This window comes from Enterobacter cloacae complex sp. IR5384 (genome assembly GCF_049237265.1).
Classification (GTDB): domain Bacteria; phylum Pseudomonadota; class Gammaproteobacteria; order Enterobacterales; family Enterobacteriaceae; genus Enterobacter; species Enterobacter cloacae.
In genome coordinates, this window is record NZ_JBMKHJ010000001.1 from 348,782 (window position 1) to 374,416 (window position 25,635).

A 25,635-nucleotide genomic window follows, 5' to 3' on the forward strand; every position below is an offset into this window, starting at 1 on the left:
GTTGAAGATTTTGCGGATGTCATGCCGGGTGGCGGCTACGCCTTACCCGGGATGCGGGTTAACAACGTCAACACTTCATAATGCGCGGTATGCGGGAACATATCGAAAAGCTGAACGCGTTCAACGCGGTAGCCCGGCAGATGAGCGATATCTGTCGCCATGGTACGGGCGTTGCAGCTGGAGTAAATAATGTAATCCGGCGCCATCTGGCTCAGATAGTCGCACAGCGCCTTGCCAATGCCCCGGCGCGGCGGGTTGACCAGCACCAGCTCCGGCACGTTGCCCTGGCCGGTCGCGAACTGCGTGGAGTCCAGCGCCTGGAAGTGCAGATTGGTTAATCCGAGCTCAGCGGCAGACTGTTTCGCGCAGGCAATCGCTTCGGCGGCGATCTCAATCCCGGTCAGCTGCATCTCAGGCGTGGCGCAGTGCAGACCAAATCCCCCGACACCGCAGAACAGATCCCACATATGATGGATGTTTAACGCCCTTACCCAGTCGCGGGCGGTGGCATATAATGCACTCGCCACCGTCGGGTTGGTCTGGAAGAAACTTTGCGGGCGGATCCACAGCGGCACGTCGTTGAACGTTTCCGCCAGCGCATGCTGCCCGGTGAAGAAGATCTCTGTCTCACCCTCCATAATCGCCATATGCACCGGCTGAATATTGGCGGTAATGACCTTCAGCTGCGGAAGTTGCTCCTGCAGCCACGGCAGCGCCGCGCGCAGTTGTTCCAGCTTGGCTTGCGAGCGCAGCACGAAACGCAGCATCATACCGCCGTCCATCTGGCTCTCGGTCAGGAGGAGATATTTCAGCTCGCCGCGCTTACGGGCGACGTTATAAGGCGTTAACCCCGCGCGGGCAATAAACGGTTTGAGTGCCGCGAAGACCGGCTCAAACGAGACAGGATAAAGCGGGCAGCCGGTGAGATCTTCCGGCGTGCCGTCGCGATGCAGCATGCCCAGCAGCGGTTTTTCTACGCTGCCGCTGACCACCATTTTGGCTTTATTACGAAAACCCTGCTCCGGGCCGCTGACGGGGGCGCACCACTCGCCCACCGCATGTTCAGCCAGCAGCTGTTGCAGGTCGGCCATTTTGGCGGTGAGTTGTTGAGAGACCGGCTGTTCTATCCACTGACAGGAGCGGCAGCGTCCGGCGTCATAGAGTGCGCACTGCATAGGAAAACCTTAAGAATAACGAGGGGTGCGATTATACACATTATTGCAGGCGGAAGAACCGCCGGCTTGAGGCTGGAGCAAAGAGCAGCAGGAGCACCAGCATATCGGGTAATTTCTGCATGACCAGCGCATGGAAGATCTCACGTTTGGATCCACCGGCAATGCTGAACAGCTCCGGATAACCATAGCCCAGCGAGGCGGCCCACAGATAGCTGGCGGCGGTCACCTGCGTCAGCAGATAGACCCAGCGCGCCCAGTTGCGCCCTTTAACCAGCGAAAACGCGCAGTAGATTTCGATAAACACCAGCACAAGGCTGCTGAGGAATACCAGCGTGAGGTTCCAGGTTTGCACGCTGCGGTGAATGAACTCACCGATGCCGCGCGCCCCCAGGGTGTTGAGGATCATCAGTACATCAAGACAGCGGATCATAATAATAGCGAGCGCCGCCACCTGCACCAGCGCAGGTACGTTTGGACGAGCGTGCGTAAGACGTGATTTTTTTAATAATCCCAATGTTTTACTTCCCTGAAAAACAGTGCCGCGTCATGCGCGGCACATCACTGGAAATAATAATTCCTTCAGCCGCGTCTTGCACGCTGGATATCGCGCACGCGCTGCTTTTCCGCGCGCGCCATCAAATACCAGGCGATAAATCCGACAATTCCGACCACGCCGAGGATTATCGACGCCAGGGCGTTGATCTCCGGGTTCACCCCCATGCGCACGCTGGAGAAGACCAGCATTGGCAGCGTCGTCGCCCCTGGCCCGGAAACAAAGCTGGCGATCACCAGATCGTCGAGCGACAGGGTAAAGGCCAGCAGCCAGCCGGAGATCACCGCAGGCATAATCATCGGCAGCGTGATGATGAAAAAGACCTTCACCGGCGTGGCACCGAGATCCATCGCCGCCTCTTCAATGGAGCGATCCAGCTCGCGCAGACGCGAGGAGATGACCACCGCCACGTACGCGGTACAGAAGGTCACATGCGCCAGCCAGATGGTGAGCATGCCGCGATCCGCCGGCCAGCCAATGGCATGCGCCAGCGCCACAAACAGCAGCAGCAGCGACAGGCCGGTGATCACGTCCGGCATCACCAGCGGCGCGGTGATCATAAAGGCAAAGCCGTTCGAGCCGCGAAAACGCCCGAAGCGCACCATCACCAGCGCGGCAATCGTGCCCAGCACGCAGGCCATTGTGGCCGCCAGCGCCGCGATGGTCAGGCTCAGCCCCACCGCGCTCATCATCGCATCGTCGTGGAACAGTTCGCTGTACCAGCGCGTCGACCAGCCTGCCCATACGGTGACCAGTTTGGAGCTGTTGAACGAGTAGATCACCAGCATCAGCATCGGCGCATACAGGAAGGTAAAGCCGATCACCAGGATCGCAATTCGCCACGGAGAGCGCACTACCGGTAAGTTGTTCATCCGTGATCTCCCATCTGTTTCTGCTGATGCTTGTGGAACCACATGATCGGCACGATCAGCAGCAGCAACATCACGATCGCCACCGCGGAGGCTACCGGCCAGTCGCGGTTATTGAAGAACTCCTGCCACAACACGCGGCCAATCATGATGCTGTCCGGGCCGCCGAGCAGTTCCGGGATCACAAACTCCCCAACCGCCGGAATGAACACCAGCATCGACCCGGCGATAATCCCGCCTTTGGTCAGCGGCACAATCACGCTGAAGAAAGTCTTCAGCGGACGGGCGCCCAGATCCAGCGAGGCTTCCACCAGCGAGTAATCGATACGCGTCAGTGCCGTATAGATCGGCAGCACCATAAACGGCAGGTAGGCGTACACAATCCCGATATAGACCGCGAGATTGGTGTGCAGAATAGTCAGCGGCTGATCGATAACCCCTAACCACATCAGGAAGTTATTCAGCACTCCGTTATTTTTCAGGATCCCCATCCACGCGTAGACGCGGATCAGGAACGAGGTCCACGACGGCAGGATCACCAGCAGCAGCAGAATGTTGCGCGTCGAGGGCTTACTGTGCGCCACCGCCCATGCCAGCGGGTAGCCCATCAGCAGACAGCAGAGCGTGGAGATCGCCGCCACCTGCAGTGACTGCAGATAGGCTTCGACATAAAGCGGATCTTCCGTCAGCTGCAGGAAGTTGCCAAGGTTAAGCGTCAGCGTCAGCTGTCCGTCTGCCCAGTCCAGCAGATTGGTGTAGGGCGGGATCGCCCGCGCCATTTCCGCCAGGCTTATCTTGAAAACGATCAGGAACGGCAGCATGAACAGCAGGATCAGCCACACGTAAGGCATGGCAATCACCAGCTTGCGGCCGTGGTTCATCTGCATGCGCGCCAGCCAGTGCGCAAAGCCGCCCGGTTTTTCGACGCGGGCTGGCGGTTCAAGTGTACTCATTGGCCGCTCCTTATACCGTCAGCACGACACAACTGTCCGCATCCCAGCACAGACGCACTTCGTCGCCCCAGGTCGGCAGTCCTTTACGGTAGCGATGTTCGTTTTGCAGCTGGGCGCTGAGCATCTGCCCGCTCTTCAGACGGACGTGGTAGATAGAGAGATCGCCCAGATAGGCAATGTGCACCACTTCGCCCACGGCAAAGTTAAAGCCATCGGCCGGAGGATCTTCACAGAGCATGATTTTCTCCGGTCGCAGGGCGATATAGACCGGCACGTTGTCTACCACGGAGTTATCCGGGTCGACCTTCAGCGGATGCTGCAGCCCCGGCGATTCGATGATCAGCCCGTCTTCTTCACGCGCTTTCAGCAGACCTTCAAAAACATTCACCGAGCCGATGAACTCCGCGCTGTAACGGGTAGTCGGGTGTTCATAAATCTCTTCCGGCTCGCCAATCTGCACGAACTTACCGCGGTTCATGATCGCGATACGCCCGGCCATGGTCATGGCCTCTTCCTGGTCGTGGGTGACCATCACGCAGGTCACGCCTACGCGTTCGAGGATATCCACCACTTCGAGCTGCATACGGTCGCGCAGTTTTTTATCCAGCGCACCCATCGGCTCATCAAGCAGCAGCAGTTTCGGGCGTTTCGCCAGGCTTCGGGCCAGTGCCACGCGCTGACGCTGACCACCAGAGAGCTGGTGCGGTTTACGCTTCGCGAACTCCTGCATGTGCACCAGGCTCAGCATCTCCGCCACACGCGCGGTGATTTCGGCTTTTGGCAGCTTGTCCTGCTTCAGGCCAAACGCGATGTTCTGCTCCACCGTCATATGCGGGAACAGCGCGTAAGACTGGAACATCATGTTAATCGGACGCTGATACGGCGGTACGCTGGAGAGATCCACGCCATCCAGCACAATCTGCCCGGCGGTAGGTTGTTCAAACCCGGCCAGCATGCGCAGCAAGGTTGATTTACCGCAGCCAGACGCCCCGAGAAGGGCAAATATTTCGCCTTTGTAGATAGTCAGGCTGACGTCGTCCACGGCATGCTGGCCATCGAAAGATTTGGTGAGGTTACGAATTTCAAGTAGCGGGGTCAGCGCTTTACGGACTTTCGCCTGCGGGCGGGGGATCGCGTCATTCACGGGGTGTTCTCCGGCATAGATCAAAACTGGTGCAAACGCACCGTCAGGGTGCGCATCGCCGGGCGGCGCGAACGCTTGCCCGGCCTACGGGTTGTGTCGGCCCGGTAAGCGATAGCGCCACCGGGCAACGTTACCAAACGCCGTTATTTCCCGCTTTTCACCTTGGTCCACGCACGGGTACGTACGCGGTCAATTTTTGGATCCTGAACTTTCAGGGTGAAGAGCTTGGCAAACACATCCGCTGGCGGATAGATAGCCGGATTATTACGGATCTCTTCGCTAATCAGTGGCAAGGAGGCCTTGTTACCGTTGGCGTAGTAGACATGGTCGCTGATATGGGCAATCACTTCCGGACGCATCAGATAGTTAAGGAACTGATACGCTTCATCTTTGTTTTTCGCATCGGCCGGCATGGCGAAGACATCAAAGAAGGCCAGCGCCCCCTCTTTCGGAATGAAGTAGGAGACATTCACGCCGTTTTTCGCCTCTTTCGCACGGTTAGCCGCCTGCCAGACGTCCCCTGCCCAGCCAATTGCCACGCAGATATCGCCGTTAGCCAGGTCGTTAATGTACTGTGAAGAGTGGAAGTAACGGATATTCGGACGCAGCTTCAGCAGCAGATCGGTCGCCGGGCCGGTGTAATCATCCGCCTTGTTGCTGTTCGGATCTTTGCCAAGATAGTTCAGCACGGTGGCGAAAATCTCTTCCGGGGCATCCAGGAAGGAGACGCCGCAGCTTTTCAGCTTCGCAAGGTTCTCCGGCTTCAGCACCACGTCCCAGCTGTCCAGCTTGACGTCCGGGCCCAGCGCCGCTTTGACTTTATCCACGTTGTAGCCAATACCGGTGGTCGCCCACAGATACGGCATGGCGTATTTATTCTCCGGGTCATGCTTAGAGACCAGTTTCAGCACTTCCGGGTCGAGGTTTTTCCAGTTTGGTAACTTGCTCTTGTCCAGCGGCTGGAAAACGCCTGCGGTCAGTTGACGCTCCAGGAAACTTGCGGACGGTACCACCAGGTCAAAACCGGTGCTGCCTGCCATCAGTTTGCCTTCCAGCACTTCGTTGGAATCAAACACGTCGTAGACCACTTTAATGCCGGTCTCTTTTTCAAAATTAGCCACCGTGTCCGGGGCAATATAGTCAGACCAGTTATAAACATGCAGCGTTTTTTGTTCCGCAGCGAGCGTGCCGGCAGAGACGGCCATCAGAGCACCCGCAACCAGACCCGATAACCATTTTTTATTCAAGGCGATCATAGTGTTATTCCTTCTGAAAGCTCGTTAACAAACGAACTAAAACTGTGCAATCTGGATATATGCAAAAATCATGCATAGTTTGTCGCTCTGCTCAAAATAAAAAGAAACCTCTTTACCCGGCAGGATCCGCTCGCTTTTTTAAGCATCGCAAGAATAACTGTAGCCCGTGTCTCCGGCTATAGCCCAGACGAAAAAACGCCTTTTATCAATTTTTTATGCAGGTTATGTCTACGTGATAAGCCGAAATGGCCTTTGGGGAGGTGAAAAATTCTTTAAAGAAAGGTTAAAAGCAGCAGAATAAATGGCGTTATGCAGCCGCTCTGGCAGCGACTGCGCAAAAGTCAGACAGGCTTAGTGAAGAAAATTGGGAGATGCATCATTATTCTCTGCATCGTCTTCCGCGCTGTACAGCAGATGGTGTGCATTGGCTTCCATCATAACCATTGAAATTTGCTCTTCACTCAAACGCATAAACCAGGCGAACTGCTTGAAGGAGAGCCCCGCGCCGGAGAACAAAGACTGGCAAACGACCAGTTTTGGCAGATTATCATCCTGTATATCGAGGAATGCTTTCACCGTCAAAGAACTGGCGTTGATCGCAGAGAGGTCAGAGGCCAGCGCCAGCAGCGCAGACGGCTTAACTTCTGCCAGCGCAGAGAATAGGATCACGTCGTTAATGAGATCGATTTTGGCATCAAAAATGCCGTCGAAATTCTGCATGTGAGGCAGATGCAGCGCCTGGCAGGAATCACATTCAAAGAAGGTGATTCCTGCATCATCAAGCCATTGACGTAACGTATCCAGTGTTGGAACGACCTGTAAATCCATCGCGGTGGAGCCTCTTTAGTAAAAACTTCGCATAGGGTACTCAAAAAGTGCGCGGTAATCCATTTAACCACCCGTTTTAAGACAGTAGCCCGGCGTGGCATGACGCTCAATCCATGCAATCATTTTACCTGCAATATCGACACCGGTGGTTTTTTCTACCCCTTCCAGCCCGGGCGAGGCATTCACTTCCATCACCAGCGGCCCACGCGTTGCGCGCAGAAGGTCTACGCCTGCCACGTCCAGCCCCAGCGTTTGCGCCGCTTTCACGGCAATCTCCCGCTCGCGCTCGCTGATATCAGCAACCCGCGCAACGCCGCCCCGGTGGAGGTTGGAGCGAAAATCGCCCTCTTTCGCCTGACGCTCAATGGCCGCCACCACCTCATTGCCCACCACGAAACAGCGGATATCGCGCCCTTTGGCCTCTTCGATGTACTCCTGCACCAGAATGTGCGCATTCAAGCCGCGGAAGGCGTCAATCACGCTCTCTGCTGCCTGTCGCGTCTCTGCCAGCACCACGCCAATACCCTGTGTGCCTTCCACCAGCTTGATGACCAGCGGCGCACCGCCCACCATGTCGATCAGATCGCTGGTGTCGTCCGGGGAGTGAGCGATGCCGGTGACCGGAAGATCGATACCCTGGCGGGCGAGCAGCTGCAGCGAGCGCAGCTTATCCCGGGCGCGGGAAATGGCGACAGATTCGTTGAGAGGATAGCTGCCCAGCATTTCAAACTGGCGCAGCGCGGCCGTACCGTAATAGGTGATCTGCGAGCCGATGCGGGGGATCACCGCATCAAAATGCGGTAGCTTGCGGCCTTTGTAATGAATCGAGGAAGCTGCAGGGTCAATGTTCATATAGCAGGACATCGGATCGAGGATCTCAATCTGATGTCCGCGTTTTGCCGCCGCTTCTCGCAGGCGTTTGCATGAATAGAGCGTTCCATCCCGGGACAAAATGGCAATTTTCACCCTGCACCTCTCTAAAGACATGGGAAAAGCCTGCGTATCATACCGAATGGACTAGCGCGTCGCCCAGCCCTGTTTATGCAGATAATCGAGAATAAACGGGCGATTTTCTTTAATGATGGTACGGCGGATGTGGTCGCTCCAGGTATCGCGGCGGTTATTGCTGCCGCACGTCATGTAGTAGTGCGCCAGTTCCTCGTCATACTGCGCCAGCACGTCGTTGTCGACCGGCTGGTAGTGGTTTTCATGGACCAGCATCGCTGCAGGCAGGCGCGGCTTGAGATCCGGGTTGTCAGCAGGCCAGCCGAGGCAGAGACCGAACAGGGGCAGGACGTGCTTCGGCAGCTTCAGCAGTTCGGTTACGCTTTCAATATTGTTACGCAGCCCGCCGATATACACGCCGCCTAATCCCAGCGATTCCGCCGCCGTGAAGGCGTTTTGCGCCATCAGCGCGGTATCGACCACGCCCAGCAGCAGCTGTTCTGCCAGCCCCAGCTCGGCTTCAGGGCAAATTTGCAGGTGGCGGTTAAAGTCAGCGCAGAATACCCAGAACTCGGCGGCCTGGGCTACATGCTTCTGCCCGCCCGTGAGCGTCACCAGCTGCTCGCGCATGGCCTTGTCGGTAATACGAATAATCGAACTGCACTGCAGAAAGCTGGAGCTCGAGGTGGCTCTGGCGCTGTCGATGATGGCCTCACGCTGCGCCTCGGTAATGGGCTCATCGGTGAAGTGGCGGATAGAACGGTGGGAACGGAGCAGGTCAATTGTTGGCGTCATCGTCTCTCTCTTTGTCTTGCTTAATACGTGTGGCAGCCAGTATAGGCAATGATGCGCGGCATGTAATTGGCGAAACATAGCTCAAGGGTATTAAAGCGACAGGCGAAACCTACTTTAATGACGGCAGGTTATCGTGCACTATACGTGTCATTCGCCGTCAGGCTTGTTTTTTGAGGAGAGAGAAATGTTTGCAGTAATTTTTGGTCGTCCAGGATGCCCTTACTGTGTGCGCGCAAAAGAGCTGGCTGAAAAACTGACTGAAGAGCGTGATGACTTTAACTTCCGCTATGTGGATATCCACGCAGAAGGCATCACCAAAGCCGATCTGGAAAAAACCGTGGGTAAACCGGTTGAAACCGTACCGCAGATCTTCCTCGATCAGAAACACATTGGCGGCTGCACCGATTTTGAAGCTTACGCTAAAGAACATCTGGGTCTGTTTGCCGCTCAGTAATCACTAAGCAAACCCCGCGCCCTGACGTGGGGTTTTATCTATTTGCCAGTTATTGCTTTTTCGCTTCACCCAATAGAATTGAACCATATGAAGCATGGATTAGCCTGTTAATCCAGCGCGCGTCTTGCGTTTTGCCCTACGTTAAATAATGCAATTCATTGATATTAATGCCGATTGTAGGCCGGGTAAGCGCAGCGCCACCCGGCAAGAAAGACGGCTTAAGGGCATTGGGCGCACTACGCGGGATGCTGTCAGTCACGACTGGAAAAGGTAGGTATGGACTGGAATACCGGGCAATCCGTACACAGTACCGTATTTGACGACAATATCTGCGGCAACGGCGTTCTCATTCTTTTTTATTATGTAACCGTTGATGCCGTATCAGAGTGCGAAGAAACAGGAAAAACAGCGCACCGAGCGCGCACCAGAATACGCCGCTCAGCAGCCAGGCCAGCTCCTGCCAGAGGCTTCGCGTGGACACAAAAAGCAACCGCATCAGCACAAGGCACAGCGGTGCCGCCAGCATTGCCCCTAACAGCGGCTTAACAACCTCGCCTTCACGCGAGAGAAAACTCGCGGCCACGCCAGGCAGAATGAAAAAGAGCAGTCCCAGTTCCGGATGCCCGGAGGCTCTGAATGCCCCCTTAACATTAAACGCTAATGACATACAGACAACGGTGAACAGTAAGAAACAGCTTATCGCCCCTGCCCATTTTCCTTTAATGTTCAAATTATCCTCCTGACTTCTCTATCAAATAAAGTTTCGTCGCGTGGACACCCGATCGGATAAAGTTATGCGGCAATCCTTGCCAAAACCCGCATACGGTTATGCGATAATGAGTAGCCGTTGGTAGCTAATGCGATTAAACTATCCAGCTGCTATTGTCTTAGGGAATTTTTTTGGCCGCAGGGAGTGTAGAAGTATTCCCTGGCACTGAAAACAGTAGCCCAAAATGTCCTTTCATTCAACAACTTACTGGTAAACAAGAAGTTAGCCTCCGTGAATATAAACGTCGCAGACTTGTTAAATGGGAATTACATCCTGTTATTATTTGTGGTACTGGCGCTGGGCCTTTGCCTGGGTAAATTGCGCCTGGGTTCAGTACAACTTGGTAATTCCATTGGCGTTTTAGTCGTCTCCTTATTATTAGGTCAGCAGCATTTCAGCATTAACACAGACGCGCTTAACTTAGGTTTTATGCTGTTTATTTTTTGTGTTGGTGTGGAAGCGGGTCCTAACTTTTTTTCCATTTTCTTCCGCGACGGCAAAAATTATCTGATGCTGGCGCTGGTGATGGTCGGCAGTGCGCTGCTGATCGCGTTAGGGCTGGGTAAACTGTTTGGCTGGGATATCGGGTTAACGGCCGGTATGCTGGCAGGCTCCATGACCTCGACGCCGGTTCTGGTGGGTGCAGGCGATACCCTGCGCCATTCCGGTATGGCCGGGGCACAGCTTTCTACCGCACTCGATCACCTGAGCCTGGGCTATGCCCTGACCTATCTGATTGGTCTGGTGAGCCTGATTGTAGGCGCACGCTATCTGCCGAAACTGCAGCATCAGGATCTGCAGACCAGCGCCCAGCAAATCGCCCGCGAGCGTGGTCTGGACACGGACTCCAAACGTAAAGTCTATCTGCCGGTGATCCGCGCCTATCGTGTTGGGCCAGAGCTGGTCGCCTGGGCGGACGGTAAAAATCTGCGCGAGTTAGGGATTTACCGCCAGACAGGTTGCTATATCGAACGTATCCGCCGTAACGGCATCCTGGCGAACCCGGACGGCGACGCGGTACTGCAGATGGGCGACGACATCGCCCTGGTGGGTTACCCGGATGCCCACGCGCGGCTGGACCCAAGCTTCCGTAACGGTAAAGAGGTATTCGACCGCGACCTGCTCGACATGCGTATTGTCACCGAAGAGATTGTGGTAAAAAACCACAACGCCGTCGGCCGTCGTCTGGCACAACTGAAGCTGACCGACCACGGATGCTTCCTGAACCGCGTGATCCGCAGCCAGATTGAGATGCCTATCGACGATAATGTCGTCCTGAATAAAGGCGACGTGTTGCAGGTCAGCGGCGACGCACGCCGCGTGAAAACCGTCGCCGACCGCATCGGCTTTATCTCCATTCACAGCCAGGTCACCGACCTGCTGGCCTTCTGCGCCTTCTTTATTGTTGGCCTGATGATTGGGATGATCACTTTCCAGTTCAGCAACTTTAGCTTTGGCATCGGTAACGCCGCCGGGCTGCTGTTTGCCGGGATTATGCTGGGCTTCCTGCGAGCGAACCACCCAACCTTCGGCTACATTCCGCAGGGCGCGCTGAACATGGTGAAAGAGTTCGGTCTGATGGTCTTTATGGCGGGTGTCGGCTTAAGCGCCGGTAGCGGCATTGGCCACAGCCTCGGCGCCGTCGGCTGGCAAATGTTGGTTTCCGGACTTATCGTCAGCCTGGTGCCGGTGGTGATCTGTTTCCTGTTCGGCGCCTACGTGCTGCGCATGAACCGCGCCCTGCTCTTCGGAGCCATGATGGGTGCGCGTACCTGTGCGCCAGCAATGGAAATCATCAGCGATACCGCCCGCAGCAACATCCCGGCGCTGGGCTATGCAGGAACCTACGCTATCGCTAACGTACTGCTTACGCTGGCAGGTACGCTCATCATCATCATCTGGCCTGGACTCGGATAACTCTTAACTTTGCGCGTAACGAAAAAATTTTCGTTACGCGCAGAACTTTTTTATCAGGGGGTAGTCATAACTAGTGCCACTGCTTTTCTTTGATGTCCCCAATTTGTGGAGCCCATCAACCCCGCCGTTTTGGTTCAAGGTTGATGGGTTTTTTGTTGCCTGAAATTCTCTGCTCCATCATCCCCCCTCTTCCCTCCCACGCCTCAAACATATATGATTAAACAAATATGTATAAACTATCCGCAGGGTTCAACCATGCTCCACCCGCTCCAGCTTTTCAAAACCCTCTCCGACGAAACGCGGCTCTCCATCGTCATGCTTCTGCGTGAAGCCGGTGAGCTATGCGTCTGCGATCTCTGCTCCGCAACCACGGAGTCACAGCCGAAAGTCTCGCGCCATATGGCCTTACTTCGCGAGTCCGGGCTGGTTATCGACCGTCGTGAGGGGAAGTGGGTCTATTACCGTTTGTCTCCGAACATGCCTGCGTGGGCAGCTACCGTCATCGATAACAGCTGGAACTGCCTGCGGGATGAAACGCGTGCAAGGCTAAAGAATAGCCTTCCTGGGTCATGTTAAACACATTCATAAAAACAGATATAACGGAGTAAACGATGTTTCTGGCAGAGGCAATTTTTCTGTTGACGCTGGTACTGGTCATCTGGCAGCCCAAAGGGCTCAGTATCGGCTGGAGCGCGACGATTGGCGCCGTGCTGGCGCTGGCCAGCGGCGTGATCCACCTTAACGATATTCCGGTGGTGTGGAATATCGTCTGGAATGCCACGGCGACGTTTATCGCCGTTATTATCATCAGCCTGCTGCTGGATGAGTCCGGCTTTTTCGAGTGGGCGGCGCTGCATGTCGCCCGCTGGGGAAACGGTCGGGGGCGTTTGCTGTTTACTTATATCGTGCTGCTGGGTGCGGCCGTTGCGGCGCTGTTTGCCAATGACGGTGCAGCGTTGATCCTGACACCTATCGTCATTGCCATGCTGCTGGCGCTGGGGTTCAGCAAGCAGACCACGCTGGCGTTTGTGATGGCGGCAGGTTTTATCGCCGATACCGCCAGCCTGCCGCTGATTGTCTCGAACCTGGTTAACATTGTGTCGGCAGACTTCTTTAAGCTCGGGTTCAGGGAATACGCCTCGGTGATGATCCCGGTTGATATCGCCGCGATTGCTGCCACGCTAGTGATGCTGCATCTGTTCTTTCGCAAGGAAATTCCACCGGAATATGATCTTGCGAAACTCCGGGAGCCCGCCCGGGCCATTCACGATCTCCCGACCTTCAGAACAGGCTGGATAGTGCTACTGCTTCTTCTCGTCGGCTTCTTTGTGCTTGAGCCTCTCGGCATTCCGGTCAGCGCCATTGCAACAGCTGGCGCGCTGATTTTATTCGCCGTTGCAAAACGCGGACACGCGATTAATACCGGAAAAGTGCTGCGCGGCGCACCGTGGCAGATCGTCATCTTCTCACTGGGGATGTATCTGGTGGTCTACGGTTTGCGTAACGCCGGGTTAACCGAATACCTTTCAGGCGTGCTGAATGCGCTGTCCACCCACGGTTTATGGGTGACTACTCTGGGAACCGGGTTCATCACCGCCTTCCTGTCATCCATAATGAACAATATGCCCACGGTGCTGATTGGCGCGCTCTCTATTGATGGCAGCACGGCAACAGGATTGATTAAAGAAGCGATGATTTACGCCAACGTGATTGGCTGCGATCTGGGGCCAAAAATCACGCCTATCGGTAGTCTCGCCACCCTGCTCTGGCTCCACGTGCTGGCGCAAAAAAACATGACCATTACCTGGGGCTACTATTTCCGGACGGGCATCATCATGACGCTGCCGGTTCTGTTTGTGACGCTCGCCGCGCTGGCGTTATGTCTCTCCTTCACACTGTAATGAGCCACTGATATGACCAACATCACCATTTACCACAACCCCGCCTGCGGCACCTCGCGCAACACGCTGGAGATGATCCGCAACAGCGGCACCGAGCCAGAGATCATTCTGTATCTGGAGAATCCGCCGTCACGCGATGAACTGATCAAACTGATTGCCGACATGGGCATTTCGGTGCGGGCGCTGCTGCGTACAAACGTGGAGCCCTATGAGCAACTGGGCCTGGCAGAAGATACATTCACTGACGACCAGCTTATCGGTTTTATGCTGCAACACCCGATCCTGATTAACCGTCCGATTGTGGTGACGCCGCTGGGCACCCGTCTGTGCCGCCCGTCTGAAGTGGTCCTTGATATTCTGCCGGATGCGCAGAAAGGGGCATTTACGAAAGAGGACGGTGAAGCCGTCGTGGATGCCAGCGGGAAAAAAATCACTCAGAAATAGAGTCGGGCCTGCAGGCTAGCGGTCCCCCTCGCCTGCAATCCTTCCCACCATCGCCCGGATCTCCTCGCGCGTCAGCGGCGCTCTGTCGGTGACAAAGTGTAGCGTCATTCCTTCGATAAAGGCGTCCAGCGCGCGGGTGGTGACCGGGTCAAACCACTGTTCAAGCGTCGTCTGGCTCATCTGCATCCAGTCCTGCATTACCGTTTTCAGCGCCGCGCTGCGGTGCATAAAAGTGTAGAGCTGGTACATCAGCGCCATGTTGTGCGGCGTCGTCACCTGCGAGCTGTGGATCAGCGTGGTGATGGATTCACACGCCATCTCCGGGCTGGTTACCCCCGCGAAGAAATCACGGTACTGCTGCGACATCTGCCGGGTAAACCACGTGAAAGCCTCTTCCAGCAGCGACTCCATGCCGTCGAAATAGTAGGTCATCGACCCCAGCGGAACCCCGGCACAGCTGGCGATTTTACGGTGCGTGACGGCATGGATACCGTGCTCAGCAATGGTGTCCAGCGTCGCCTGCAGGATCTTCTCCCGGCGATGCGGGTCGTTTGGTGGTCTGCTCATACATGCCTCATCTGATTTGTGTACAAATGTACACAAACTTGCTAGTGTTGTCGCTATTGTTGTGCTTCTGGTGCTTATCTCAATGACTCTGACCTCATCCCGTAAGGCCCTGCGGTTGCGCATGTGGGCGCTTTTTATGTTCTTCTTTATTCCGGGTCTGCTGATGGCGTCCTGGGCCACGCGTACCCCGGCGATCCGCGACATTTTGTCGGTCTCCACCGCGGAGATGGGCATTGTGCTGTTTGGCCTGTCGATAGGCTCAATGAGCGGTATTCTCTGCTCGGCGTGGCTGGTGAAGCGCTTTGGTACCCGGGCGGTGATCCGCACCACCATGTGCTGCGCAATACTGGGGATGCTGGTGCTCAGCGTGGCGCTGTGGTATGCCTCGCCGGTCATGTTTGCCCTGGGTCTGCTGATCTTTGGCGGCAGCTTTGGCGCGGCGGAAGTGGCCATTAACGTTGAAGGGGCTGCGGTCGAGCGCGAGATGAATAAAACCGTGCTGCCAATGATGCATGGCTTTTACAGCCTTGGCACGCTGGCCGGTGCGGGCGTGGGCATGGCGCTGACGGCCTCCGGCGTAAGCGCGAATCTGCATATCCTGCTGGCCGCGCTGATCTCTGTTGTGCCGGTGCTGACCGGCATCCGCGCCATTCCGGACGGCACGGGCAAAAACACCTCTGATGAACACAAAACGGCGGAAAAAGGGCTGCCGTTCTACCGTGATTTCCAGCTGATGCTGATCGGCGTGGTGGTGCTGGCGATGGCGTTTGCCGAAGGCTCCGCCAACGACTGGCTGCCGCTGCTGATGGTGGACGGCCACGGCTTTAGCCCGACCTCTGGCTCGCTGATCTACGCCGGGTTTACGCTGGGGATGACCGTCGGACGCTTTACCGGCGGCTGGTTTATTGACCGCTACAGCCGCGTGGCGGTGGTGCGCGCCAGCGCCCTGCTCGGCGGGCTGGGCATTGCGATGATCATCTTCGTGGATGTGGACTGGATTGCCGGCGTATCGGTGATCCTCTGGGGCCTGGGTGCCTCACTTGGCTTCCCGTTGACCATCTCCGCCGCCAGCGATACCGGCCCGGATGCCCCGACGCGCGTCAGCGTGGTGGCGACCACAGGCTATCTGGCCTTCCTGGTCGGGCCGCCGCTGCTGGGCTTCCTGGGTGAGCACTACGGGCTGCGCAGCGCCATGCTGGTGGTGTTAGGGTTGGTCATGATTGCGGCGCTGGTGGCGCGCGCCGTGGCGAAGCCGGAAAAAGAACAAACGACACTGGAGAAGGGATATGAGCGTTAAACTGATTGCAGTCGACATGGATGGCACCTTCCTGAGCGACGCGAAAACCTACAATCGCGAACGTTTTCTGGCGCAGTATGCGCGCATGAAGGAGCAAGGTATTCGCTTTGTGGTGGCCAGCGGTAACCAGTATTACCAGCTGATCTCCTTCTTCCCGGAGATTGCGCATGAGATTGCGTTTGTCGCCGAAAACGGCGGCTGGGTGGTCAGCGCCGGAGAAGATGTTTTTAACGGTGAACTGTCGAAAACGCACTTCGACACCGTTGCTGCCGTGCTAAACGACGTTCCCGGCATTGAGATTATCGCCTGCGGCAAAGGAAGTGCCTATACGCTCAAAGCCTATGACGATGAGTTCAAAGCTATCGCCGCGAAGTACTATCATCGCCTCGAAATGGTAAGTGATTTCGACAACCTGAACGATATTTTCTTCAAGTTCGGACTCAACGTTTCTGATGATGAAATCCCGCGCATACAGGCCATGCTGCACGAAAAACTCAACGACATTATGGTGCCCGTCACGACCGGCCATGGAAGTATCGATCTGATTATCCCCGGCGTGCATAAAGCCAACGGCCTGCGGATCCTGCAACAGCGCTGGGGCATTGACGACAGCGAGGTGGTGGCTTTCGGTGACAGCGGGAACGATGTGGAGATGCTGCGCCAGTCAGGCTTCAGCTTTGCGATGGCGAATGCCAGGCCGCATATTAAAGCAGCGGCCCGCTTTGAAGCGCCGCATAATAACGAGGAAGGCGTACTGGATGTGATTGATAAGGTGCTTAACAGGGAAGCACCGTTTAATTAACATGTGCGGTCTGGTGCCCTCACCCTGACCCTCTCCCACCGGGAGAGGGAATAAGAATTATGGCTGCAGAGCGTTCCCGACGCGTTTGTCCTTCAGGAACATCACCATCAGCACAACCCACAGCACGCCGTTGGCGAGGTTAAACAGGCTGAACAGACCGTTGCCGCCGAGCGCATAAGCGTGCTTGCTCACCTCGATCCCGACGGTAAAAATCAGCATCTGCAGCATCCCCATCGCCGCCGAAACGGTGCCTTTGCTCATCTCGCTGGCAAACAGCGTCAGACGCACCAGCCCGGCATTCGCCACGCCAATACCGAAGGCATAAATACTCAACCCCGCCGTCATCCACAGATAGGCATGAGATGATACCACCGTCGCCACCGCGGCCACGGTAAGGCCCGCCGCAATCGGCCAGCCGCCCATGATGATGAGCGAGCGCACCGTGCGTCGTGATGTCAGACGCGCCAGCACCAGGTTACCGATAATCAGTGCGCCAAAAATCGGCACCTGCAGCAGCCCGTACTCGTAGCTGCTGAGCTGTTCACCGCTGATGATAATGACCGGTGACTGGGCGATCCACGCCAGCAGCGGCAGGCTAACAAAGCCCGTCGCCAGCGCGCCTGCCACAAAGCGGCCGTTTTTCAGCACCGCTTTATAATCCCGTCCCAGCTCTTTCAGCGACAGCGTCTCACCCAGTCGGGTGGCCGTTTCCGGCATTGCGCGGTGCAGGCCGAAGAATGCGATGGCGGCCAGCACGGCGAAGAGCACAAACATGCCTTCCCACGGTGCCACATGCACCCACGCGGCGCCCACCAGCGGCCCCAGCAACGGAGCAATCAGCGCCACGTTCGCCATCAGCGCGGTGATTTTAATACACACCGCCTCCTCAAAGGACTCCTGAATGGCGGCATACCCCACGGCACCGATAAAGCACAGGCTTACCCCCTGCAGGAAACGCAGCAGGGTGAACTGTTCAATGTTTTGCGCCAGCAGCGTGGCGAGACAGGTCACGATAAACCACACCACGCCCGTCAGCATCACCGGACGGCGGCCAATACGATCCGACAGCGGCCCTAACAGCCACTGTAAAAACATGCCGCCAGCCAGATAGGCGGTCATAGAGGTCGGCACCCATTCAATACCTGCGTTGTATTGCGCCACCACGGCCAGCATACCGGGCTGAATCATATCGTTGCCGATATAGGTAGAGAACTCGTAAAGCACCAGACACAGAGGGAAAAGTAACGCCTGACGACCCAGACGCGTACCCGAAGAAGAACGGTTTAACATGCAATCTCTTTATGATGAAAAAATCGCGATGAGTGTAATGAATTGCCGCTGTCTGAGATAGCAAATTATCCAGAAGAAACAGAAATAAAGCATTTATCGTCGTTGTTTAAGGTTTCCTTAAGTTGACACCAATATGATAGCCATATTTCACGCTGCCAACCAACTCTATGACCCGCATATCCCCTCGTTCAGAATTGTCTAAGTTACAGACAAATAAGACAAAACAACTTTACCGCCTGCCTGTGCGCTTTTATGGTTATCAGCTTTTAGTGCTGATCGCCCTTGCCGTGGTATTTACCTGGCTTTCTCGCGGCGAAACGCTTGATAAATGGATCACTGGCTTTTGGTATGACGCGGCAACACACCGTTTCCCGCTGCAGAAAAACCCGCTGCTGGATCTGCTGAACCACCGGCTGGCGAAGTACATCGCCATTGCCATGGCGGTGGGTGCGTTGTTTTACGGTGCCTGGAAGCGCAATGCGAGACTGGTCACTGCCGCACTGCTGATGGGGCTTGGCACGCTGGTGGTTGGCGTGCTGAAAAGCCTGAGCCATCACAGCTGCCCGTGGGATCTGGTGGAGTATGGCGGTAAAGCCGTCTCTTACCCCCTGTTCAGTTCCGCTCCGGCAGACAGCGGTCCTGGCCGCTGCTTCCCCGGCGGCCATGCGTCCAGCGGCTTTATGGTGATGGGTCTGTTCTTTGCCTTCTGGCGCGAGCGTCCGCGTCTCGCCTGGAGCTTTGTGGCCTTCGGCGTGGTGTTAGGTCTGGCGATGGGCTTTGGTCAGGTCATGCGCGGGGCGCATTTTTTCTCTCACAACCTGTGGGCTGGGTGGTGGGTCTGGTTTTCCCAGGTAGCGGTCTACGGCCTCGTTTCTGCCTGGTTTGCTAAAGAGTAAAAACGCTATGTTAGAGAATCTGAATTACCAGCTGTTTTATCTGATCAACGCCACCCCGGCCTCGCCTGAGTGGATGATCGATTTGGCCACTTTCCTGGCAAAAGATCTGATCAGTATTGTGCCTGTGCTGGCGGCCATCCTCTGGCTGTGGGGACCGCGCAGCCAGGTCAACGCGCAGCGTCAGCTGGTGATCAAAGTGGCGATGACGCTGGGGGTCAGCGTGCTGGTCAGCTATGTTCTGGGTCTCGCCTTCCCGCACGATCGTCCTTTTGTCGAACACGTCGGCTATACCTTCCTGCACCACGCGCCGGATGACTCGTTCCCAAGCGATCACGGTACGGTGATCTTTGCTTTTGCGCTGGCCTTCCTGTTCTGGCATCGCCTGTGGTCAGGTGCGCTGCTGATGGCCATTGCGGTCGCCATTGCCTGGTCTCGCGTGTATCTGGGCGTACACTGGCCGCTGGATATGGTAGGCGGCTTCCTGGTGGGGCTGATCGGCTGCGTCAGCGCGGCGATCCTGTGGAACCTCTTCGGGCTGGCGCTGTATCGCGGACTCTCGTCTCTCTATCGCACCCTTTTCGCTATCCCGATCCGCAAAGGCTGGATACGTGACTAACCCCGGTATGACAGGTTACACTTGAGCCCCCGCCCTGCGGGGGCTCACTTTTTCATCCTGAGGATCTATGGAAACACGCCGCGATGACCGCATAGCTCAGTTGATACAGGCGCTGAAGCGCAGTGATAAGCTTCATCTTAAGGAAGCCGCTACCCTCCTCGGCGTTTCAGAGATGACCATTCGCCGTGACCTGAACAGCGAGAGCGCGCCCGTCGTGCTGCTGGGCGGCTATATTGTGCTGGAGCCACGTAGCGCCAGTCATTATCTGATCAGCGATCAAAAGACACGCCTGGTTGAAGAGAAACGCAAAGCCGCCCGTCTGGCGGCCTCTCTGGTGCAACCGCACCAGACGCTGTTTTTTGACTGCGGCACTACCACGCCGTGGATAATCGAAGCCATCGACAGCAGCATCCCCTTTACCGCCGTGTGCTACTCGCTGAACACCTTCCTGGCCCTTCAGGAGAAACCCGAGTGTCGGGTGATCCTCTGCGGCGGTGAGTTCCACGCCAGCAACGCCATTTTTAAACCGCTCAATCTTCAGGACACGCTCAGCAATTTGTGCCCGGATATCGCGTTTTACTCCGCGGCGGGCGTGAGTACCCGTCAGGGGGCGACCTGTTTTAACCTGGAAGAGCTGCCGGTAAAACACTGGGCGTTAAGCGCCGCGCAGTACCATGTGCTGGTGGTGGATCACAGCAAGTTCGGCAAGGTGCGTCCGGCACGGATGGGCGAGCTGGCACAGTTCAATGCCATCGTCAGCGATTGCCGCCCGGATGAAGAATACGTGACCTACGCGAAGGCGCAGCAGGTGAAGTTGATGTATTGAGAGGGGGGCGGTCTGATGCCTCACCCCGGCCCTCTCCCACTGGGAGAGGGTGAAAAGCTGGAAGACTTAACTAAACCAGCTGCCAAACCAGCTATGGAATTTCATCATCACGAAGTCCCACATCCGGCTGAAGAAGCCGCCCTCTTCGACCGCTTCCATCACAATCAGCGGACGCTGTTCAATCGACTTACCGTTTAACTGGAAATCAATCGTCCCGACCACCTGGCCTTTTTTCAGCGGCGCGGTGAGCTGCGGATCGGTCAGGGTATAGCTCGCTTTCAGGTTTTTCAGCTGACCACGTGGAATGGTCACCGACCCGGCTTCACCGGCCCCCAGGTTCACTTCACTCTTGTCACCAAACCAGACGCGCTGGCTGACGAACGTGGCATCCGGTTTAATCGGCGTCACGGTTTCAAAGAAGCGGAAGCCCCAGGTCAGCAGTTTTTCTGACTCGTTAAAACGAATACGGTCGGTTTTGGTGCCCAACACCACCGAGATCAGACGCATGTCACCCTGGGTCGCGGAGGCCACCAGGTTATAACCCGCCCCGGCCGTGGTGCCGGTTTTCATCCCGTCAACGTTGACGTTGCTGCTCCACAGCAGACGGTTGCGGTTCGGCTGGCGGATTTTATTAAAGGTAAACTCTTTCTCTTTGTGGATGGCATATTCGTCCGGCACATCGTGGATGAGCGCCTTGCCGAGCAGCGCCATATCGCGCGCGGTACTGAACTGGCCCGGCGCATCCAGACCGTGGACGGTTTTAAAGGTGGTGTTGGTCAGACCCAGCTTTTGCGCATAGCCGTTCATCAGGCCAATAAACGAGTCCTGGCTTCCCGCAACATAATCTGCCAGGGCGATACAGGCATCGTTGCCGGACTGGATAATCACCCCTTTATTCAGATCGGAAACGGAAACCTGATCGCCCGGTTTCAGGAACATTACCGATGACCCGCGCAGCGCCGGGTTGCCGGTCGCCCAGGCATCCTTCCCGATAGTGACCATATCGTCGAGCTTGATCTTACCCGCCTTCAACGCCTGGCCAACCACGTAGCTGGTCATGATTTTGGTCAGGCTGGCCGGGTCGAGTTTCTCATCCGCATTGCCTTCCGCCAGCACTTTACCGCTGGAGTAATCCATCAGGATCCAGGCACGCGCATCTACCGGCGGCGCTTCGGGCGCAGCCTGCTCAGCCGCATAGAGAGTTGGTACAAACAGGAAAAGGAGCGCGGAGCCTGCCGCCAGGCTGCGCAGAGAAGTCATTTTTCGCGTCATAAATGCCACCCGAGTGTCCATTCAAAAATTACGTCACATCACCGTGTCGCAAGAAGCGATGAGTAATAGCGCACTAAAACGGTTAATGAAACCCAACGAGGGTAAAGTTATTAAAGTTTATGCAATAACATTCAGATACGCTTTGATTAAGGCGATTTTTTTCTCTTCTGTTGCGTAATTGTTAGGTTTATCTCACCATGGCGAAAAGCTGACTCGGATTCACATCTTATCGGGAGTAATTATGATTACGCTGTGGGGAAGGAATAATTCGACCAACGTCAAAAAAGTGCTCTGGACGCTGGAGGAGCTGGATTTACCGTTTAACCAGATAATGGCGGGTTTGCAGTATGGGGTTAATAAAGACGCCGACTACCTGGCGATGAACCCGAACGGCCTGGTGCCGCTGCTGCGCGATGATGAGACGGACGCCACGCTGTGGGAATCCAACACCATTGTCCGCTACCTGGCCGCCCAGTATGGACAAGGCCGTCTGTGGGTAGAAAATCCGGCCCGCCGCGCGCAGGGAGAAAAATGGATGGACTGGGCCAACCAGACGCTCACCCCCACGCACCGCGTGATCCTGATGGGGCTGGTCAGAACCCCCGAAGCCGAGCGCGACTATCCCGCCATTCATGCGGCGCAGGACGCCTGTGAAAATCTGTTTGCGATGATGGACGATGAGCTGGCGAAACACGCCTGGTTCTCGGGTGCGGACTTCGGCGTGGGCGATATTGCCGTTGCGCCATTTGTCTGGAACCTGACCAACCTCGGTCTGACGTGGACGCCGCGCCCTCACCTGGCGCGCTGGCTTAAACAGCTGAGCGAACGCCCGGCCTACCGTAACGTGGTGATGATTCCGGTAAGCTGATCACCTCCCGGACGGGCTGACTTTCAGCAACTGCCCGTCCGTTTCATCGGTCAGAACATACAGATAGCCGTCCGGACCGACGCGCACATCGCGGATGCGCTGTTTCCGGTCGCCCAGGATCCGTCCGTCCTCGGTCACCGTGTTGCCGTTCACGCTCAGCACGATCACATCCTTCTCTTTCAGCGCCCCGATAAACAGCTTGTTTTTCCACTGCGGGAACACGTCACTGTTATAAAACGCCATTCCGCTCACGGCGGGCGAGACTTTCCAGACAAACAGCGGTTTTTCGGTTCCTTCAACGTGTTCACCTTTCGCCTCAGGAATTTTCAATCCGCTGTAGTTGATACCGTGGGTCGCCAGCGGCCAGCCATAGTTTTTCCCTTTCTCCGGGATGTTGATCTCATCCCCGCCACGCGGGCCGTGTTCGTTAAGCCACAGCGTGTCGCTCCACGGGTTCATCGCCATCCCTTGCGGGTTACGAATGCCATAAGACCAGATTTCCGGCCGCGCACCGGCGGTGTTCACAAAGGGGTTATCCGGCGGGACTTTGCCATCCTCCGTCAGGCGCACCACTTTCCCCTGGAGTTTATCCAGATCCTGCGCCGTCGGGCGCTGGTTGTTTTCGCCCAGCGCAATAAACAGATAGCCTTTGCCATCAAATACCAGCCTTCCGCCAAAGTGGTGACCGGTGGAGAGTTTCGGCATCTGACGGAACACCACCTGGAACGCCTCAAGGCGGGAAAGATCGTCGCTTAAGCGCCCGTAACCCACCGCCGTTCCGGCTTTGCCGTCAGCGCCTGCCTCGGCGTAGCTCAGCCAGACGCGGCGCGAGGTGGCAAAATCCGGCGCCAGCACCACGTCCAGCAGTCCTCCCTGTCCGTTGTCCCAGACTTTGGGCACCCCTGTTATCGGGTCTGACAGCCCTTTCCCGGCCTGCCAGTGTTTCAACTGGCCGCCCTTCAACGTCACGAGCAGCCCTTTGTTATCCGGCAGGAACGCCAGCGACCAGGGGTGTTCGAGTTTGTTCTGCAATACCTCAACCTTAACCGCATCAGGTGCAGCAAGGAGCGAAAACGGAAATAACAACGCAGGCAGGAAAATCAGCGAGGATCGGTGCATAACACGCTCCTTTATCGGCATATGGCATAAAGATTAGCCACTACGTCCGGGCGCGTTATCACTTTTACAAAAGCTTAATCAGAAGGGGGAGTTGCCTCCCCCGGAATCAGTGCTGTTCAAGCTTCGCGTGCTCGTTCAGACACATGATGCATAGAGAGAGCGTTGTCAGGCAGTTTTCAAGCTTCTCCGCGTTTACAGCGATAAAAGTCGGGCAGTCATGGCGTCCGTTCATCAGACAAACCCCGGCAATGGAGAGCACCTCGGCGGCGCGGCGCAGCGCAATACATTCGCTTTCGGCGTATTCCGCTTTCAGGATGGGTGCTTTTTCACGCATGAAATTGCAAAGTTCAAAGAAATTATCACGCAGATGTTCGCTTTCGCTGACTGACATATACCCTTTCGCCTTCCTCAGCTGCAGATATGCGGCAAGGTCGATTCGGGCGTTGATCAGCTTGTTCAGCAGATCGCGTTTCAGTCTGTCAACGGACATACTCATTCCTCCTCTGTCAGCCCCTGTGCACAGTCAGAATAAGGTTATTTTTTGTACAGTTTAATGCCTGAGATCAATTATTCTTAACTGATTAACATTCTTTACAATGTTACAACCTGCGCGGGCATCATCTGCACTGCAAAGAGTGTATAAATCCCCCGCGATACGCTGTAAAATCCCGCCCTGATAACTCCATAATTGATGAATTTTTAACCTATGAGCAATGTTACGCACCCGCCGAAAATCGGCTTTGTCTCCCTGGGCTGCCCGAAAAACCTGGTGGATTCTGAACGCATCCTGACCGAACTTCGCACCGAGGGCTACGACGTGGTGCCAAGCTACGACAACGCCGACATGGTGATTGTGAACACCTGCGGGTTTATCGACAGCGCGGTTCAGGAATCCCTGGAAGCCATTGGTGAAGCCCTGACGGAAAACGGCAAAGTGATTGTGACCGGCTGCCTGGGCGCAAAAGAGGACCAGATCCGTGAAGTGCACCCGAAGGTGCTGGAGATCACCGGTCCACACAGCTACGAGCAGGTGCTGGAACATGTTCATCACTACGTACCCAAGCCTAAGCACAACCCGTTCCTGAGCCTGGTGCCGGAACAGGGGGTGAAGCTGACGCCGCGTCACTACGCTTACCTGAAAATTTCCGAAGGCTGCAACCATCGCTGCACCTTCTGCATTATCCCGTCCATGCGTGGCGATCTGGTGAGCCGCCCGATTGGCGAAGTGCTGGCAGAAGCCAAACGTCTGGCCGATGCGGGCGTGAAGGAGCTGCTGGTGATCTCCCAGGATACCTCCGCCTACGGCGTGGATGTGAAGCACCGTTCCGGTTTCCACAACGGCGAGCCGGTGAAAACCAGCATGGTCGGCCTGTGCGAACAGCTCGCTAAACTGGGCATCTGGACGCGTCTGCACTACGTTTACCCTTATCCGCACGTTGACGACGTCATCCCGCTGATGGCCGAAGGCAAAATCCTGCCGTACCTGGATATCCCGCTGCAGCACGCCAGCCCGCGTATCCTGAAGCTGATGAAACGCCCAGGCTCCGTTGACCGCCAGCTGGCGCGCATCAAGCAGTGGCGCGAAATCTGCCCGGATCTGACCCTGCGTTCGACCTTCATCGTTGGCTTCCCGGGTGAAACCGAAGAAGACTTCCAGATGCTGCTCGACTTCCTGAAAGAGGCCCGTCTGGACCGCGTAGGCTGCTTCAAGTACAGCCCGGTTGAAGGCGCAACCGCTAACGAACTGGCGGATCAGGTGCCGGAAGAGGTAAAAGAAGAGCGCTGGAACCGCTTCATGCAGCTGCAACAGCAGATCTCTGCTGAACGTCTGCAGGAGAAAGTGGGCCGCGAAATTATGGTCATCATCGACGAAGTTGACGAAGAAGGCGCGATTGGCCGCAGCATGGCGGATGCCCCTGAAATCGACGGCGCGGTGTACCTGAACGGGGAAACCAACGTCAAGCCGGGTGACATCATTCGCGTGAAAGTGGAAAACGCCGACGAGTATGACCTGTGGGGTAGCCGGGTTTAAACACCCAGCGCCTGTTTTGTAGGCCGGGTAAGGCGTAGCCGCCACCC

General features: G+C 56.2%; 27 protein-coding genes. 12 read left to right on the top strand and 15 right to left on the bottom strand.

The features are described from left to right. Positions 1-35: 35 nt before the first annotated feature. The 9 genes from rlmC to nfsA all read right to left on the bottom strand — a co-directional run bounded on the left by rlmC (position 36) and on the right by nfsA (position 8,518). Positions 36-1,175: a 23S rRNA (uracil(747)-C(5))-methyltransferase RlmC gene (rlmC, locus tag ACOTX3_RS01735; RefSeq protein ID WP_058679295.1), complete on the bottom strand. Its 1,140-nt coding sequence runs from the start codon at positions 1,173-1,175 to the stop codon at positions 36-38. Positions 1,176-1,215: 40 nt separating this feature from the next. Then, positions 1,216-1,689, bottom strand: a complete 474-nt coding sequence (locus ACOTX3_RS01740) for a YbjO family protein (protein WP_020689898.1) — start codon at positions 1,687-1,689, stop codon at positions 1,216-1,218. A gap of 65 nt (positions 1,690-1,754) precedes the next feature. Further along, positions 1,755-2,600 (bottom strand): putrescine ABC transporter permease PotI, encoded by an 846-nt coding sequence (potI, locus tag ACOTX3_RS01745; RefSeq protein WP_013097369.1) that lies wholly within the window; start codon positions 2,598-2,600, stop codon positions 1,755-1,757. Next, positions 2,597-3,550: a putrescine ABC transporter permease PotH gene (gene potH / locus ACOTX3_RS01750; RefSeq protein ID WP_020689896.1), complete on the bottom strand. Its 954-nt coding sequence runs from the start codon at positions 3,548-3,550 to the stop codon at positions 2,597-2,599. The genes potI and potH overlap by 4 nt, the downstream gene beginning before the upstream one ends. 10 nt (positions 3,551-3,560) lie before the next feature. Further along, complete coding sequence (gene potG, locus ACOTX3_RS01755; protein WP_013097371.1) at positions 3,561-4,694, bottom strand: putrescine ABC transporter ATP-binding subunit PotG; 1,134 nt, start codon at positions 4,692-4,694, stop codon at positions 3,561-3,563. Positions 4,695-4,837: 143 nt separating this feature from the next. Beyond that, positions 4,838-5,950, bottom strand: a complete 1,113-nt coding sequence (gene potF / locus ACOTX3_RS01760; protein ID WP_013097372.1) for a spermidine/putrescine ABC transporter substrate-binding protein PotF — start codon at positions 5,948-5,950, stop codon at positions 4,838-4,840. Positions 5,951-6,301: 351 nt separating this feature from the next. After that, positions 6,302-6,778: a YbjN domain-containing protein gene (locus ACOTX3_RS01765; RefSeq protein ID WP_003858385.1), complete on the bottom strand. Its 477-nt coding sequence runs from the start codon at positions 6,776-6,778 to the stop codon at positions 6,302-6,304. A 63-nt stretch (positions 6,779-6,841) separates the two neighbouring features. Then, entirely contained in the window at positions 6,842-7,744 is a 903-nt protein-coding gene (gene rimK / locus ACOTX3_RS01770) for a 30S ribosomal protein S6--L-glutamate ligase (RefSeq protein WP_013097373.1), read from the bottom strand. Positions 7,745-7,795: 51 nt separating this feature from the next. Beyond that, entirely contained in the window at positions 7,796-8,518 is a 723-nt protein-coding gene (gene nfsA, locus ACOTX3_RS01775) for a nitroreductase NfsA (protein ID WP_127869012.1), read from the bottom strand. A gap of 184 nt (positions 8,519-8,702) precedes the next feature. Between nfsA and ACOTX3_RS01780 the strand changes: the two genes are divergently transcribed. Continuing rightward, a complete protein-coding gene (locus ACOTX3_RS01780; protein ID WP_006809455.1) occupies positions 8,703-8,972 on the top strand; it encodes a GrxA family glutaredoxin in 270 nt (89 codons plus the stop codon). Between the two features lie 346 nt (positions 8,973-9,318). Here the strand turns inward: ACOTX3_RS01780 and ACOTX3_RS01785 are convergent, their stop codons facing one another. Beyond that, entirely contained in the window at positions 9,319-9,702 is a 384-nt protein-coding gene (locus ACOTX3_RS01785; protein ID WP_013097375.1) for an inner membrane protein YbjM, read from the bottom strand. 270 nt (positions 9,703-9,972) lie between these two features. Between ACOTX3_RS01785 and ACOTX3_RS01790 the strand changes: the two genes are divergently transcribed. From ACOTX3_RS01790 to arsC, 4 genes are all read left to right on the top strand, one after another. Then, positions 9,973-11,658 carry an aspartate:alanine antiporter gene (locus tag ACOTX3_RS01790; RefSeq protein WP_014169303.1) on the top strand — a complete coding sequence of 562 codons (1,686 nt, stop codon included), beginning with the start codon at positions 9,973-9,975 and terminating at the stop codon, positions 11,656-11,658. Positions 11,659-11,913: 255 nt separating this feature from the next. After that, a complete protein-coding gene (locus tag ACOTX3_RS01795; protein WP_038418999.1) occupies positions 11,914-12,234 on the top strand; it encodes a metalloregulator ArsR/SmtB family transcription factor in 321 nt (106 codons plus the stop codon). A 35-nt stretch (positions 12,235-12,269) separates the two neighbouring features. Then, positions 12,270-13,559 (top strand): arsenic transporter, encoded by a 1,290-nt coding sequence (locus tag ACOTX3_RS01800; protein WP_058679296.1) that lies wholly within the window; start codon positions 12,270-12,272, stop codon positions 13,557-13,559. Between the two features lie 12 nt (positions 13,560-13,571). Beyond that, the gene (arsC, locus tag ACOTX3_RS01805; protein WP_058679297.1) at positions 13,572-14,003 is read left to right on the top strand and encodes a glutaredoxin-dependent arsenate reductase; all 432 of its coding nucleotides are present in this window, start codon (positions 13,572-13,574) and stop codon (positions 14,001-14,003) included. 15 nt (positions 14,004-14,018) lie between these two features. Here arsC and ACOTX3_RS01810 read toward each other — a convergent pair whose 3' ends face one another. After that, entirely contained in the window at positions 14,019-14,570 is a 552-nt protein-coding gene (locus ACOTX3_RS01810) for a TetR/AcrR family transcriptional regulator (RefSeq protein ID WP_014831216.1), read from the bottom strand. 82 nt (positions 14,571-14,652) lie between these two features. Here ACOTX3_RS01810 and ACOTX3_RS01815 point away from each other — a divergent pair, with 82 nt between their 5' ends. Both ACOTX3_RS01815 and ACOTX3_RS01820 read left to right on the top strand, forming a co-directional pair. Then, entirely contained in the window at positions 14,653-15,867 is a 1,215-nt protein-coding gene (locus ACOTX3_RS01815; RefSeq protein WP_023620242.1) for an MFS transporter, read from the top strand. Then, positions 15,857-16,669, top strand: coding sequence for a Cof-type HAD-IIB family hydrolase (locus ACOTX3_RS01820; protein ID WP_023620241.1), 813 nt, complete (start codon positions 15,857-15,859; stop codon positions 16,667-16,669). The genes ACOTX3_RS01815 and ACOTX3_RS01820 overlap by 11 nt, the downstream gene beginning before the upstream one ends. A 57-nt stretch (positions 16,670-16,726) precedes the next feature. Here the strand turns inward: ACOTX3_RS01820 and ACOTX3_RS01825 are convergent, their stop codons facing one another. Next, positions 16,727-17,959 (bottom strand): MFS transporter, encoded by a 1,233-nt coding sequence (locus ACOTX3_RS01825; protein ID WP_014831213.1) that lies wholly within the window; start codon positions 17,957-17,959, stop codon positions 16,727-16,729. A gap of 167 nt (positions 17,960-18,126) precedes the next feature. Between ACOTX3_RS01825 and ACOTX3_RS01830 the strand changes: the two genes are divergently transcribed. The 3 genes from ACOTX3_RS01830 (at position 18,127) to deoR (ending at position 20,297) form a co-directional block, all read left to right on the top strand. After that, positions 18,127-18,855: a phosphatase PAP2 family protein gene (locus ACOTX3_RS01830; protein ID WP_029882876.1), complete on the top strand. Its 729-nt coding sequence runs from the start codon at positions 18,127-18,129 to the stop codon at positions 18,853-18,855. A 7-nt stretch (positions 18,856-18,862) separates the two neighbouring features. Continuing rightward, entirely contained in the window at positions 18,863-19,471 is a 609-nt protein-coding gene (ybjG, locus tag ACOTX3_RS01835) for an undecaprenyl-diphosphate phosphatase (RefSeq protein WP_020689884.1), read from the top strand. 67 nt (positions 19,472-19,538) lie between these two features. Then, positions 19,539-20,297, top strand: coding sequence for a DNA-binding transcriptional repressor DeoR (gene deoR, locus ACOTX3_RS01840; RefSeq protein ID WP_013097425.1), 759 nt, complete (start codon positions 19,539-19,541; stop codon positions 20,295-20,297). 66 nt (positions 20,298-20,363) lie between these two features. Here the strand turns inward: deoR and dacC are convergent, their stop codons facing one another. Then, positions 20,364-21,569 (bottom strand): serine-type D-Ala-D-Ala carboxypeptidase, encoded by a 1,206-nt coding sequence (dacC, locus tag ACOTX3_RS01845; RefSeq protein ID WP_040020720.1) that lies wholly within the window; start codon positions 21,567-21,569, stop codon positions 20,364-20,366. Positions 21,570-21,810: 241 nt separating this feature from the next. Between dacC and ACOTX3_RS01850 the strand changes: the two genes are divergently transcribed. Beyond that, positions 21,811-22,437 (top strand): glutathione S-transferase family protein, encoded by a 627-nt coding sequence (locus ACOTX3_RS01850; RefSeq protein ID WP_040020713.1) that lies wholly within the window; start codon positions 21,811-21,813, stop codon positions 22,435-22,437. Here the strand turns inward: ACOTX3_RS01850 and ACOTX3_RS01855 are convergent, their stop codons facing one another. Next, positions 22,438-23,556, bottom strand: a complete 1,119-nt coding sequence (locus ACOTX3_RS01855; protein ID WP_040020711.1) for a PQQ-dependent sugar dehydrogenase — start codon at positions 23,554-23,556, stop codon at positions 22,438-22,440. It lies immediately after the preceding gene. A 106-nt stretch (positions 23,557-23,662) separates the two neighbouring features. Further along, a complete protein-coding gene (bssR, locus tag ACOTX3_RS01860; protein WP_013097430.1) occupies positions 23,663-24,046 on the bottom strand; it encodes a biofilm formation regulator BssR in 384 nt (127 codons plus the stop codon). A 216-nt stretch (positions 24,047-24,262) separates the two neighbouring features. Here bssR and rimO point away from each other — a divergent pair, with 216 nt between their 5' ends. Next, a complete protein-coding gene (rimO, locus tag ACOTX3_RS01865) occupies positions 24,263-25,588 on the top strand; it encodes a 30S ribosomal protein S12 methylthiotransferase RimO (RefSeq protein WP_013097432.1) in 1,326 nt (441 codons plus the stop codon). Positions 25,589-25,635 lie beyond the last annotated feature (47 nt).

Excerpts from the sequence above, each read along its gene's own strand:
- rlmC (WP_058679295.1), bottom strand. The coding sequence starts at position 1,175 with ATGCAGTGCGCACTCTATGACGCCGGACGCTGCCGCTCCTGTCAGTGG.
- potI (WP_013097369.1), bottom strand. The coding sequence starts at position 2,600 with ATGAACAACTTACCGGTAGTGCGCTCTCCGTGGCGAATTGCGATCCTG.
- potH (WP_020689896.1), bottom strand. The coding sequence starts at position 3,550 with ATGAGTACACTTGAACCGCCAGCCCGCGTCGAAAAACCGGGCGGCTTT.
- potF (WP_013097372.1), bottom strand. The coding sequence starts at position 5,950 with ATGATCGCCTTGAATAAAAAATGGTTATCGGGTCTGGTTGCGGGTGCT.
- ACOTX3_RS01765 (WP_003858385.1), bottom strand. The coding sequence starts at position 6,778 with ATGGATTTACAGGTCGTTCCAACACTGGATACGTTACGTCAATGGCTT.
- nfsA (WP_127869012.1), bottom strand. The coding sequence starts at position 8,518 with ATGACGCCAACAATTGACCTGCTCCGTTCCCACCGTTCTATCCGCCAC.
- ACOTX3_RS01780 (WP_006809455.1), top strand. The coding sequence starts at position 8,703 with ATGTTTGCAGTAATTTTTGGTCGTCCAGGATGCCCTTACTGTGTGCGC.
- ACOTX3_RS01795 (WP_038418999.1), top strand. The coding sequence starts at position 11,914 with ATGCTCCACCCGCTCCAGCTTTTCAAAACCCTCTCCGACGAAACGCGG.
- ACOTX3_RS01800 (WP_058679296.1), top strand. The coding sequence starts at position 12,270 with ATGTTTCTGGCAGAGGCAATTTTTCTGTTGACGCTGGTACTGGTCATC.
- arsC (WP_058679297.1), top strand. The coding sequence starts at position 13,572 with ATGACCAACATCACCATTTACCACAACCCCGCCTGCGGCACCTCGCGC.
- ACOTX3_RS01810 (WP_014831216.1), bottom strand. The coding sequence starts at position 14,570 with ATGAGCAGACCACCAAACGACCCGCATCGCCGGGAGAAGATCCTGCAG.
- ACOTX3_RS01815 (WP_023620242.1), top strand. The coding sequence starts at position 14,653 with ATGACTCTGACCTCATCCCGTAAGGCCCTGCGGTTGCGCATGTGGGCG.
- ACOTX3_RS01820 (WP_023620241.1), top strand. The coding sequence starts at position 15,857 with ATGAGCGTTAAACTGATTGCAGTCGACATGGATGGCACCTTCCTGAGC.
- ACOTX3_RS01825 (WP_014831213.1), bottom strand. The coding sequence starts at position 17,959 with ATGTTAAACCGTTCTTCTTCGGGTACGCGTCTGGGTCGTCAGGCGTTA.
- ACOTX3_RS01830 (WP_029882876.1), top strand. The coding sequence starts at position 18,127 with ATGACCCGCATATCCCCTCGTTCAGAATTGTCTAAGTTACAGACAAAT.
- ybjG (WP_020689884.1), top strand. The coding sequence starts at position 18,863 with ATGTTAGAGAATCTGAATTACCAGCTGTTTTATCTGATCAACGCCACC.
- deoR (WP_013097425.1), top strand. The coding sequence starts at position 19,539 with ATGGAAACACGCCGCGATGACCGCATAGCTCAGTTGATACAGGCGCTG.
- dacC (WP_040020720.1), bottom strand. The coding sequence starts at position 21,569 with ATGACGCGAAAAATGACTTCTCTGCGCAGCCTGGCGGCAGGCTCCGCG.
- ACOTX3_RS01850 (WP_040020713.1), top strand. The coding sequence starts at position 21,811 with ATGATTACGCTGTGGGGAAGGAATAATTCGACCAACGTCAAAAAAGTG.
- ACOTX3_RS01855 (WP_040020711.1), bottom strand. The coding sequence starts at position 23,556 with ATGCACCGATCCTCGCTGATTTTCCTGCCTGCGTTGTTATTTCCGTTT.
- bssR (WP_013097430.1), bottom strand. The coding sequence starts at position 24,046 with ATGTCCGTTGACAGACTGAAACGCGATCTGCTGAACAAGCTGATCAAC.
- rimO (WP_013097432.1), top strand. The coding sequence starts at position 24,263 with ATGAGCAATGTTACGCACCCGCCGAAAATCGGCTTTGTCTCCCTGGGC.